The sequence below is a fragment of the Pseudomonas sp. v388 genome (assembly GCF_003935425.1).
GTDB lineage: Bacteria > Pseudomonadota > Gammaproteobacteria > Pseudomonadales > Pseudomonadaceae > Aquipseudomonas.
The window spans coordinates 1-13259 of sequence record NZ_RHQN01000014.1 but is presented as its reverse complement, the minus strand read 5'-3'; the positions used below and the strand labels follow the sequence as shown (position 1 = coordinate 13259).

The following is a 13259-nucleotide window of genomic DNA, read 5'->3' as shown; positions in this document are numbered from 1 at the left end:
GGTTGTAGTTGAGCCCGATGGGGATTTCCGGGCCGCGCAGGTCGTTGGACTTGACCTCCGGCAGACTGATCGCGACGGTATATTGGCCGGTCCTTGGATCGACACCGTTCTGCAGAAAGCTCATGAAGTTGAACGCATTGGAGTGAACTGAAGTAGAACTGGCCATTTTTCCTTCGCCTCTTTGCGCCCGACAATACGGGCGCCTGCATCCCTGCACTCGGGTGGGTTGGGTTGATTGCGCAGCCAAGATCAAGGAAGTGCCGAGCGGCGAACGCGCACGCAACTCAACTCACCTTTCAGATCGTCGTCACCGATTTCCTTTTTTTCCTTGAGTCTGACGCCGGCCGCGACAATGTGGCCTTCCGGGTACTGCTTGAGAGACGGTATCGAGATCCAGCCGGTGGTCGTGGGGTTCTTGAACACCGATAGGACCACGACCCAGCCACCCGACTCATTACAACGTCTTTTTTCCAGCTCGAACTGACTGGCCGACGGCACCTTATTGAGACGGAAATAGCTCATTTCATCGTTGACGCAGTTGTCGGGGCTTTCGCCTTTGAAGTCATAATCCCCCTCCATATACGGGATGTTGCAGGTCTTGGACTCCGTCGTATCCTCGGCAAAAGAGATACTCCCCTCATCGTATTCACTGGCCCAGCCGAGGGGCTGGAACATGGCGACAAAGGTGACGAAGGTGGCGACTACGCCGTGTTTTAACAGGGTCATGATTGAACTCCTTTTCAGTAAACTCGCGCGAGCGGACCAGTGCCGCAACGCGCGTCCGTGATGACTGCCCTCTCAGGTCCGGCATCAGACAGGCGGAACGGGTGGAGGGGTGAACCCGGCGTGTTGCAGCTTGTTCCGGTCTGAAATATCGCTGGCTGGCAGGAATGAGATACGTCGTTTATGCGGGTTACCGTTCGCATCGATCAGTACAACGGCCAGATCCCGTGACAACTTCGCCCGGGCCGGAACGTTGGCCCTCACATAGGGAACGTCGTCAAAACGGTGGAGGCTGATGACCAGCGTGCCCGGGGTGTAATTGCCTGCTGCGGTGGAAACGTCGAGCAACCCGGGGTCCATCACCTTCTGGAGGTCCTCATCGAACTGGACCTTGCTCGCAGGTGCCTGTTTGGCTGGACAGAAGACGTGGCCGGTCCAGCTGAACATCGTTTCGTCCAGTTGCTCACTTTCCCAGCGAATGGTGGAGGTACTGACTTGTCCGGAATCGTCCACCGGAATGAAATCCAGTGTCTCGAAGGCAACGGCAGCCCCCAGGTTCTGAGGCCTGCATTCGAGTTTCCAGTAGTCCACAGTATTCAGGCGCAGATAGAACCAGTCGTCGTCAGTGGCGTCCGCATTGACCGGTGAGGTGCCAGCGACCCGCACCCACTTGAACGGTGTGTAATCACCATCGGTGAAAAACGGGATGGGAGTGGGCGTCACCACGATGGTCTCGTTGTAATCCCCCAGATCGGTGCTCTTCCACCAGGCCTGATTGTCAGCCTGGAAGGTGGCATGAAAAGCTGCCGGTTTATCGCTGGAGCGGGTATGCAAGAACATGTCCTGGATCGTCGGATCTCTGCGGGTCGGCGCCTTTTGGGGGGCGACCATCGGGATGGCCAGATTGAAGCGGTTGCGCACCAGGTTGGTACGCCATTTCTGATCATCTCCTTCGGGGATACCGTCCAGTAACGTGTCGACAAAGTCGATCTGCTGCTTGGAGACATCATCTACCAGGCGCAGGCTGGCCACTTCGGTCACACTCAGCGGGTAATGAACGCCATCGACGTCGGTGGTCTCGATTTCGATCTGCACCGGCAATTGCTGATAGCCATTGGCGACCACCTGGCCGACGCGATCCTGCTCCGAGCCACCCGGAACTCTGACCACGAACCTGTACAGTTCTTTCCAGGTAGGCTCGGGCTCAAGTTCGGACAGTTCGATCACGCTGTAACCGGTAGTGAACACCACCCCGTTACGCACGATCTCACAGCCCACGATACTGGTGGACGTACTACCGTGGGCCGGGGCCGTGAACAGCCCGGACGCGTCGACGCTGCCTTCACCACCCAGTAACTTCCAGCGCCGCGCGGCGCCAGGCAGCATAGCCTGATCATCCCGCAGCTGAACGGTGGCGGAGCGTTTGACATTGGCCTTGAACGCCGGCTCGATGTGTAATATCTGCTGGCCATTGACCAGCAGCACCGATGCTGTCTGGGTTTCGCTGCCGTGAGCCTTGATCTGCTGAACCTGCAAGCTTTTTCTGCAGCTGCGGGCGTCCGGGGTAAATAGCGCCTGTCCGGCGTCGACTTGCAGGCTGCCGTATTCCGGCCCGCTCAAGGCCCAGGTCACATCGGTGCCGTCCAGGACCGTGGCGACCAGCCGGGTCGGTGGGGTCTGCGCGCCGGGGGACGACAGGACCATCCGCGGTGCGGTTTTCATGTTGTCGAAGACCACCAGCAGCAACGCCGACGCGGTGTAGGTGATTGAGTCGCTGACATATTCGGCGGTCACCACGACCCGCAGCGTGTCGCGGCCCAGAGCGGACGGATCGGCTGCGGTATACAACCCGCTGCTGATGCTGCCCTCTGCTCGAGCACCATGGTTTTCCAATCCGGTCGCGGTCCAGCGGGCGGCCTGAAGCTCCCGGCCTTGCCAGTCGTGCAGCGTGAAGCGCTGGGTCTGTCCTGCGCGGATCGTGGCGAACGTCGGGCTGAGGGTGACGCTGGTCTGGGTGGGGCTGATGTTGCCGAAGATTGCCAGATCGGCCGGGGTGTGACGCTCGGACTCGACGAATGCATTGGCACCGGGGAACAACAGGTTGCCCAGCATATCCGGGTCACCCGGCCTGAGGTAGGCAAGCATGTCGCTGGACAGAATCACTGAGGCTGAATATTTATCTGCGCCCGCCGCGTCCCGGTCATCGGGAATCAGGTAGGGAAAATCGCCTGCGGGCGGGAAATGCCCCGGCTGCTCATTGCCGTTGAGCTTGATGAACACGACCACTGCGCCCTCACCGAAATTGGCGGCGCCTCTGATTTTCGCACCCGGTGCAGCCTGAGTCAGGATGCGAAAATAGTTGGGGGTCAGGGCGCTGTAGCCCCTGAGGTTCAACCGGCCCAACTCGAACACGCTACGGTTGGGCGGCAACCGGGCAAAGGCCTCTTTGAAGTAGCCCGCAAGCCGCTGATTGGTCGCGGTGTCCGTGCCTGCCAGATTGCAACGAAACTCCAGGCCCTCCGACAGTTTCAGCGTCACCTTGCCCTGTCTGTCCACTTCGCCGACGACCAGCGACAGATCTATATCGATTTCCAGCGTGAAGCCATGCTGCTCGGCGATACTGACCCGGGATGAAAGAAGACGTGCGCCACCGGACGATTGATGCAAGGTGTTGTACTGCCCGGCGACCATGCGCATGGTGAGCAGCGCCCTGGAGTTGGTCAGCGACGCGGTGCTGAATGACAACAGAGGTTTGCCAAGCTCGACACCCTCCAGTTCGGCCCGCTCCTGCCCTGCGTTGTCCAGAAACAGCGTGCCCATGAAGCCGGGCAGGAATTTGCGGTCCTTGAAACTGTCGATGAATTGCTGTTCCAGCAGGCGATTGAGTTTGGCGCGCCCGAACACCGACACCGCCCCCCAGCCACGGGTCACGGTGCCCTGGGCCATGACGTCCAGCAGGTCTTGCACTGAGTTGGACATGACAGATCCCTCTGATCAAACAATGTCAAAACGGCGGTGACGATCCGGTTTCGGAAGCGCCATGCCACCTGTTATCGAGCCAGTATCTTGATGAGCCCGGATGAGTCGGCCAGCGGCAGTGGCAACACCAGATACCCTTCAAGCTTGCCGATCAGCTCGCTCTCGTACGTCGCCAAGATGATTACGAACAGGTCTTTAGCGGACGGCTGCGCGGTGTAAATGCCGTCCGCCCCCAGCGAACCCGGCCCACCAAACGGCAGCGACCACTGCGCGGCGACGACCGTCTCCCTCACGGTTGCCTGCAACTGCACCTGGCCTGCCGGCAGCCCGGCATCTTCCAGAGGCTTGACGCTCAGGCTCTGGGACAAGTGCTGCACAACGATAAACGCGCTGACCGATTGCCCAGTTTCACCGGTACCCACTTCGATTTCCTCAAATACGAAAGACTTCTCCTGGACTTTTCCATGAGCAATGTAGGTATGGTCGCCGCCAGGCTCTGTACTGAGCACCAGCTCACCGCTTTCACCAGGTACTGGATTTTTGATCGCCCAGGTCAGGGTTCCGACGCCAAGCCCGGCAGCGGACAGCTCGACCCGCTCGCCGTAATTACAGACGTGCAGCAGCGGCGTGATCATGATGCGATGGGCGAATACAGTGACCGGCGCCATGCTGACGTCGCTGGTCTGGGGATCGGTGACCGCCACCATGACCCGCTCGAAAAGCCCTCCCATGGCGTGGGCCGGCGGAGCGCGATAAAGACCGGTCTGCTCGTCAATGGTGCCGGGGTTACCGACACTGCCCGGCAGGCTCTCCACGCTCCAGCGCAGTCCGGCGACCGGAGGCGCGGCGGTAAACTGCTGCTGCGCCCCGGCCGCCAGAAAGATCTGCTGCTCGACGATGCTCAAGGGAGACGGTGAGCCGCCGACCTTACCGAACAGCGCCAGGTCATGGGGCAGCGCGGTGACCGAAGGATGTAACCGATGGCTGTCGGCGAAGCTGCACCCACCCAGGAAAATGTCGGTCTGGGTGACGGTCAGGGTTTCGGATAATTTCTCAAGCAGTGCGCGCTTCAGGGCATAGCCGACGAATCCGGTGATCTCCGCCAGATCATCGGGCGGCAGGTTGCCCGGCAGGCCCGACATCGGGCGCACTTCATCACTGAGCGCGTAGGGCGCGAACAGATGCCCTTCCATGGCCGACGCGCCCGATTCATCAGGCCCCAGGTGGAATTCATGCTCCAGCAGTACATCGAAGCTTGCAGTGTGAGCGATCCACTCGGTGTCAGGCAGGCATCTGTACTTGAACGTGACTGTGCAGGAGAAGCGCCAGCGCTGGGTGGCCTGGGCCGGTTCGAATTCCACGCTCAGCGGCTCTGCTCCCGAAGCAGCCTCGATACTGAAGGCCTGGGATTCAAACACATAATTGCCGCTCTGATAGTTCAATGCGGGCACCTGCACGGTGCCGCCTCCTGCGGTCATTTTTTTCAGCAAACCGGAGGCATCGCCACTGTAGTCGAAGGGTGGATTGCCCAGCATCTGCAAAACAGCCTGGCCGAAGGCCGCTCGGTGTTGCAAGTGCAGGGAAAACATCGCTGCGCTGGAGAACGCCTGGTCGGCATCGTTGGGGATCAGGTAAAGGAATTGCGGATCAGCGTCAGCGGGCACCGCCCCGGTCACGCCGTGTTCCATGGTGATGAACAGCATCAGCGCCTGGCGAGCAGCGCCGGCAGGCGCTTTGTCCGACTGGGTACGCACGTCGATACGGCGCGTGGACATCAACGGATTGCCCTGATCAGGAAAGCTCACCAAAGCAAACGTCCGCTGCCGGTTTTCGGGAGACTGCAACCACTGTCCAAAGAACTTGCCACCTTCAAGCTGCTGCACCAGCGACGGGCCGAACATGAACTTCACCTCGACGCTCTGCGCCAGGTCCAGTTCGACTGTCCTGGGGCCAGTGTGCAGCTTGAGCTCGACTTGAACAGGTGGTGCATTTTCCGGCTCATAGATCGCGATGCGCTGGATGGCACTGCCGCCCCCGCCCGCCTTCAACAGCACCTCACGACCGATCAACAAGGGCAGCGTCATAGACATATCGGTGTGATCGAGCGAGGCCTGCTCAAACGAGAACACCGGGGCAGCCAGGACCACATCCTGCAAATACACCGTGAGATCGGTGTCCGGAATGGTGAACGCGCCGGCAGGCACTGGTTGATCGCCGGACTCCAGCAGCCTGCGGGTGTAAACATCCTGCAGGCCTCGATTCACCTGCGGCGCTGCCAACGCTACGATCGCATCCCAACCCCACAGTCGCGAGGTATCCTTCATCCACGCCAACAGACTCTGCAAAGAATGACTGGCCATCACATCACCTCCCTGGTGATACCGGTTGAACGGGTTTGCGCCTGGACAACGCCCAACCATCGTTGCCGGCGGTTTCTTCCTTAGTCAGTTGCTCATGAGTCGCAATTCGTCACTGAAATCGGCCAGCGGCAACGGCAGGATCAGGTAGCCCTCAAGCAGTCCGAACTCGCTGTCGCACTGGGCAAAGATCAGTGCAAACCGATCCGGAGCATCAGGATTGGAGGTAAAGACTCCGGTCGCCGGGTCGATTCTCCCGTTACCGTCCACCTTGACTGACCAGACGGCCGGCACCTCTATGGTGGTCCATGCGCGCAGCTGCAACTGCCCGGGCGGCAGGAGCGCATCAGGGTCCGGCTTGATGTGCAACGTTGCGGGATGGCGTACAGCCAGTACATACGCATACTTGGGTAGCAGGGCGCCGCCGCCCGACACGCTGATTACGTCGAGCAAAAAGCTTTCAGCGGTCGTCGCAGGGCTAGCGGTATAGATACATTCGTTTCCGTCTGCCTTGAGCACACCGCTGTCCGCTTCGGGATTGATAATGGTCCAGCTCGGCGCACTCTCGAGCATCCCTCCGCATACAAGCGTTACAGAGCTGCCGGGGTTACAGGTCTTGATGACCGGGTTGACCGTAAGTCTCGAGGACAGGACCGTGACCAGCGCTGAGCTCCTGACACCCGTACCGCTGCTGGCGGTGATACGCACTCTCAGGAAACCATCGTGGACGGGAATATCCGCCAGGGACGGCGCGTGATAATTCCCGTCAACATCGATGCTGCCTGGGTTGGCACTAGTTGCAGTCAAGGGTTCGACCGACCAGGTGACGGCGGTCTGAGGCACGGTGCTGAACCTGCGGCTCATGCCAGCGAACATCAACGGTTCGAGGGGCTCCACGGTAAAAGCCGTTGTCACCGGATTGATCTGACCGAACGACGCGAGGTCACGTGGAAAATAGTGAGCGACTTCCTTGATCGCGTGCCCGAAGTTCAGCTCGATGCTGTCTTCGATCAGCCCGTCCACGGACACATCCACCTGCATGAACTGGCTCAGGGTCTCTCGAATCCGAGGCTCGATGTCGGTCGATCTACCTGCGACGTAACCGGCCACCACCAGCAACAGTAACTCTGTCCAAGGGCTGGCGGCCGGAGACGGGTCCTTGCTGTCCACCTCCTGGGCTAGTGTAAGCCGTTCAGAATCGACATGAAAATTGAATTCGACAGGCCGGACGCTCAGCCCGTCGCTGCCGTCGCTGCCCAAGTCATACAGAACATCCAGCGTCAGGGCGTACCGGTGGGTGATACTGATCGGGGGCTGGGCGTTGTTGTCGAAGATGCAGTTGGTCGCAGAAGTGGCGCTCGGCGTCCAGGTCAAACGCACGGAATTGTCATCATTGCGCGTCAAGACCACGGGTACATCCGGCTTGACCAGAAAATCCATGGCGTTGCTGAGCACACTGACCCAGAGCGTCTGCCCGCCGGACACGACCGGCAATCTCGCGCCTTTCTCCCCGACCCTCAGGAACCCTTGGGTCAAGGTGGCCTTGAGCAGTGCGCCCTGAACGTCGTGCTCATAATGGGGGCTGGCAGAGCCTCCCAGCAGTCCCGTCAGCAATGGCAGGACGGTTTCCAACACCGGCACCAGCTTCCTGATGCGCGCACCGGCGAACAGCACAGCGGCGGAGTGGTTCTTGTCCTCATCAGCGGGGAGCAGGTAGGGATAGCTGGCCCCCGGCATACCTCCGGGCGTGCTGCCTTCCATCTGGATGAAGACCATGACAGCGCCTTCGCCGAAGCCTTGTTTATCTACCAGACGATTCGACTGCGCACCCAGTCTGAAAGACTGCGGGCGCATCAGCGGGTTGGTACCCGGCTTGATTCTGCCCAGGGGAAGAATCCGCTGCTCATCCGGAAGTTGCTCGAAAAGCTCCTGAAAAAAAGCCCCGCCCAGGTTCTGATCGGCTTCCGAACCTGCGAAGGTCAGGCGGAAATCGTTTGCCAGACGCAGATCCAGATGTAGTCGCCCGTCGTTCTGGACAACTCCGGGCACCTGCTCCAGTTGCAGATCAAGAAACAGCTTCGGCCCCTGCAATGGGCTGATCCACTTTATTGAACTCACTTCCCAGCGATCGACGACTTTTTCCATCGATATCTGACTGCCCCCCATCACCGCCAGCGTCAACATCGCCTTGACGGATTCCTTGCCATCCACCACGTCGACTTCAAATGACAAACGCGGAGCATCCAGCACGAAGCCGTGAATGTGTTCCTGCCACATGTCGGCGACCAGTTCGATAACGCCGCTGATCGGCGGCAGATAAGACTCGCTCGCGAAGCGGCCGATATAGTCCTGGATCAGTAATGTATTGGTCTTGCCTCGCGCCAAAGCCGCAATAGCATCCCAGCCCCACATGACCTGATTGTCGGAGCCTTTCATCCAGGCCAGGAGCTGGGGCAACGTTTGACCAGCCATGACATCACCTCCCTGGTGATACCGTTCAAAGATTTACAGTCCCAGGCTTGCGGACGACTTCCGCAAACCTGGCATCTTGCTATTCAGAGACTCATCAGACTAAGCGCTTCGGAAAAATCGGACAGAGGCAGCGGCAAAATGATGTGCCCCTCATACAGACCGAACTCGCTGTCGCGCTCGGCGTGCACCAGCACGTAGCGGTGAAGGGCGTTGGGGTCCGAGATGTAAAGGCCGGTCTTGGCATCGATGCTGCCGGGGCCGCCCAGCGGCAACGACCAGGTGGCCTCTACCTCCTTGATCACCCAGGCACGCAACTGAACCTGACCCTGCGGCAGCACGGCCTCGGGGTCCGGCTTGAGCGTCAACACCGTGGACGTGCGACCCACCAGCACATAGACCGAAGTGGAGTCCCCTTCACCGCTGACCTTGATCTCGTCCAGTACGAATGAGTCGGTGGTGGTGGCTTTGCTGGAGGTATAAATGCAGCGACCGGTTGCCGGATCCGGCGTCAGGGTTCCACTGTCCGGGTTTTGCGTCACCAGCGCCCAGGTCACCGCGCCGCCGTTGAGTGTGCCGGCCTCCAGCGCTACGGTGCTTTCGGGATCGCACAGACAGATCAGTGGATTGACCGTCAACCGACTGGGCAGAATCGTGACCAGCGCCGAACTCTTGAAGCCATTTTCGGCCTCAGCGGTCACTCGCACCCGCAAATGGCTGGCCGCTACCCCAGGTGGTGCGCTATAGAGCCCATCGGCATTGATCGTGCCGGGGTTGTCGGCGCTACGCAGCAGGTGCTCCACCGTCCAGCTGACCGGTGTTGGCGGCGTGACGGAGAACTGCTGGGTCGAACCGATGTACAACCGTGGTTCGATAGGGTCGACGGCAATGGCGGTGGTCAGCGGATTGACCCGGCCAAAGGCGCCGATATCACGAGGTGCCTGAATCAGCGAGTCAGTAATGGAGTGTCCGAAATTCAGCTGAATGCAGTCGTCGATGAAACCATCCAGCGGCACTGACATTTGCGCAAACTTATCCAGCTCTGCTCTGATCCTGGGTTCGATGTCAAGGAACTCAATGGCCAACCAGCCCTGCAGGGCGATGAGAAAATCTCCATGCCAGGGATCCGGAGGGCCAAACTTGCCGCTCGCCGCAGACGCGTCGTCGTAATGATCGAGCTGATAATTGAATTCCAGAGGCCTGACCACGAGCCCGCCGCTGTCGTCGGCGCCCATTCCGTACCGCACCTCGAGCGTGAGATTGAATCGATAGTCCAGGCCGAACGGGGGACGGCTATGCGGGAACTCCTCAATGACACACACGATATGCTCATCGCAGCGCGAAGACCATCTGAGCGTCACGGTGTTGTCGGCATTGGCGGTGATGGCAGCCGAGAACGGTGCATTGGCGGGAAAACGCATTGCCGGTGCGTCTATCCGAATGGAAATTACGTTTTCTGCATTTTCCCAATGGAACGGACCCAGCCTTGCAAAACTGACAGCCTCTATCCGGACCCCGCCATCGTTGGAACTTGCGCTGGTCAGGTTCCCCTCAGCGTCACGAACGAGATCGAAATCATCGCTGCCCAACAGCTGGGAAACCAGCGGCAGAACGCTTTCTGCCACCGGCGCCACCCGTTGCACGCGCTCCCGGGCAAACAGCACTGTCGCTGAATAATCCGCGCCTTGATCGTCGGGAATCAGGTAGCGGTAATCCGCCCCCGGCATCCCGCCCTGAACGCTTCCCGTCATCTGAATGAACACCAGCACTGAGCCATCGCCGAAACCTTCGTCGGTGGTCAGTCGATTGGACTGCGCGCCGAGCTTGAAGGATTGCGGGCGCAGCGACGCAATGCCGCCTTCCTCGATGGAGCCCAGCAGATAGATACGCTTTTCGTCCGGCAGCGCGTTGAACAGCTCTTGGAAAAAAGCACCGCCCAGGCGTTGTTCGTTTGCCGTCGAGCCGAAGGTCAACCGGAAATTGTCGGAGAAGCGGAGGTCCAGGTAGACCCGGCCATCCTCCTTGACCACGCCTGGGACATGCTCCAGGTATAAGTCCAGGAACAGTCTTGGCCCTTGTAGCGGACTGATCCAGTTAACCTTGGCCGTCTGCCAGTAATCGACATTTTTTTCCATCGATATCTGGCTGCCCCCCATCACCGACATCGTCAGCACTGCCTTGACGAACTCCGCGCCGTCGGTTGTTTCGACTTCAAAAGACAGGCGCGGCGCATCGAGGACAAAGTCATGAATGTATTCCTGCCACTGGTCGCCGACTGTCTCGATACCCGCGCTGATGGGCGGAAGATAGGAACCGTTGGTAAAACGGGCGATATATTCCTGAATCAACAGCCTGTTGACCTTGCCTCGCGCCAGTGCCGCGATGGCATCCCATTTCCACATCACCTCGCTGGCAGGATCCTTCATCCATGCCAGCAGGCTTTTCAAAGAATTGTCAGCCATGACGACCACCTCCATGTGGTTGATCAAGCAATCAGGGTCAGGTCGAGTCGGGGAAATACTTCGTAGCTGTTCCCCAGATCGAAGCTGGTTCTGACATCGACGTGTAAGGGGCTATTGATCTTCAACGACTCTAGAAACCCGCGCGGGATGATGGACCAGACCTGTCCCTGGTAAAGCTCGTCCTCGGTGACGACCTCCTGATCACCCTCACGCAGGTTCAGCGTCGATTCACTACCGTCGGGCAAGCGGCCGGTGACACGGATGCGCACCCGCTGCCCTGCCGCCATGAACATCCAGGCCGCCAACAGGCACTCGGCGCCACCGGCAGGCACCTTGGCCAGAGACAGCTGCTGGTTGATGATGTCCGGTTCTTCGATCTGCAACGTCGGCCAGTGACTGCCGGTGAGTTTGATTTCCAGGTCGTAGATCGTCGACGTGACCTCGCCCTCGCCCGGTGGCGTCACGGCGTAGAACACATCGACCCGCCGACGGATATTGGCCGGTACGGACTCAGGTTTTATCTGGAATTTCTTCGGATTGGTCGCGGAGGGGTCGACGATGGCGCTGCCGTTTGCACCGTTGCCCTGCCAGTGCATCTGCACCTTGTCACCGGCACCGATCACAGCATCGTCCGGAACGAAAATATTCACGCCGGCGATCAGTGACCTGACTTCTATATAGCCACGGTTCTCACCATCGGCGGTCGCTCCCTCCACTCGAGGAGCAGGCAGATAAAGAGGTTTGCGCAGCATCACTGCCAAGGGTATGGAAGTGCCCGAGGCGCCCGCCCTGGCGTACTGATACATCAGCTGCAGACGCTGGCCGTTGTTCTGCGACAGCCATGGATAGTCGAGATGGAATTCCAGCACTCCGCTGTCCACGGTCGAGGTGTCGACCCGCAGCGACTTGATGATCCGGGTGTCACTGCTGGCGTAGAACACCACATCGTCCCCAACCTGGATGCCGGGGTAGAGCGGTATCTGAAGGGTGATCCCATCGGGAAAAGCGTCCGGGTCCAGATCGTTCCCGGCGAACCCCTCGATGGTCAGCGCCGGCAGCAGAGGCGTCGCAGGCTCAATGATCCACAGTGTCTGAACGGCCGAAACCGTTGGCGTAGTCGGAATTGCGTACTCGATGCTGTAACGAACTTCCGTGAATCCGTCGAAGATGATCTGCAGTTCAGTCTTGGGCACTTTCCAGGCCAGGGGCTGACCGACTTCTTCCTCCTCCACCACATGACTGAGAATGAAAGGATCATGGGGTACCCCGACCTCAAAGAAACGCTCCAGCGTCAGAACGACTTTGTCGCCAGCCGACATAGCCCGATAAGGCACGGTCACGAACGTGGCGCCATCGTCCGGAAGCTGCCAGCCATCGATGGCCAGATCATGGGATTCCTTGCATTGGGCAACCGTCAGCGAACTGCCCGCCAAAGGACGTTTGCCGACATAGAAAAAACGGCGCAACGATTCATCTCCATGGGGATCCGGTGCGCCAGGGACATATTCGCGATGAGAGTAAAACACCCAGCCTTGATCCAGCAGAACGAGAAAGCCGTTGCCAATGCTGACCGGCATGCCGTCAGGTGTTACGACGTTCATATCGACGGTGGTCAAATTATCGAATATGTCGACGACTTCACCCTGGGCTCCGCAGCCACGCCAGTTGGGGTAGAACTGATCACCGTCCGCCATGCCGGGGTAGTTGATATAGGTCAAGAGATCCGCCCCCGCCAACTTGTCGAGGTCGACGGCATTGTCAGGTCCAAGATCGGGGATGGTAGGTTGTGGCCTAGGCATCTGTCTCGCTCCGACTATCGAACAATCAATAAACGTTTCGGCGTTTTTTACGCCCCGCTCGCTCGCTTGCCTACTAGCAGAACTACTAGGTTGTCTGCCTGTTATTAGCTGTTACCGTTTAGTGAAGCCTGATGGACTGACGATGCGCGAGAAGTTACATCTTATTGATGTAAAACAACTGTGGTGTCGCCACTTTTAATATGAAAGCAATTCGCATGCGCCTCGCCCTCCTCCAATTGGCTTGATCTGCACATTGTCGGCTCGCGGCACTGTGCGCGACTATTCCAATGACGAGGCTGAACCCATGGCCGCTTCTTCTTCCGTACATTCCAGTGCGTTTAACTTCATGAATTGTCTGCAGAGCGGTGTCGATCCCCGTACCGGGTTATATCGGATCGCCATCGACCTGCCGGAAGTTGCCAGCAATGAACTTCGTGGGCCGGGACTTGCATTAGGCATTTCCTATAGCG

Annotated in this window: 6 protein-coding genes; all 6 read right to left on the bottom strand. The window is 59.1% G+C overall.

Annotated features, from left to right (window positions below):
• Positions 1–249 precede the first annotated feature (249 nt).
• Entirely contained in the window at positions 250–726 is a 477-nt protein-coding gene (locus EGJ27_RS24515; RefSeq protein ID WP_125833333.1) for a hypothetical protein, read from the bottom strand.
• A gap of 84 nt (positions 727–810) precedes the next feature.
• Positions 811–3702, bottom strand: a complete 2892-nt coding sequence (locus EGJ27_RS24510) for a hypothetical protein (protein WP_125833332.1) — start codon at positions 3700–3702, stop codon at positions 811–813.
• A 71-nt stretch (positions 3703–3773) separates the two neighbouring features.
• Complete coding sequence (locus tag EGJ27_RS24505; RefSeq protein ID WP_125833331.1) at positions 3774–6062, bottom strand: hypothetical protein; 2289 nt, start codon at positions 6060–6062, stop codon at positions 3774–3776.
• An 84-nt stretch (positions 6063–6146) separates the two neighbouring features.
• The gene (locus EGJ27_RS24500) at positions 6147–8531 is read right to left on the bottom strand and encodes a hypothetical protein (RefSeq protein WP_125833330.1); all 2385 of its coding nucleotides are present in this window, start codon (positions 8529–8531) and stop codon (positions 6147–6149) included.
• An 83-nt stretch (positions 8532–8614) separates the two neighbouring features.
• Complete coding sequence (locus tag EGJ27_RS24495; RefSeq protein WP_125833329.1) at positions 8615–10990, bottom strand: hypothetical protein; 2376 nt, start codon at positions 10988–10990, stop codon at positions 8615–8617.
• 23 nt (positions 10991–11013) lie between these two features.
• Positions 11014–12789 carry a hypothetical protein gene (locus tag EGJ27_RS24490; RefSeq protein ID WP_125833328.1) on the bottom strand — a complete coding sequence of 592 codons (1776 nt, stop codon included), beginning with the start codon at positions 12787–12789 and terminating at the stop codon, positions 11014–11016.
• Positions 12790–13259: the final 470 nt, after the last annotated feature.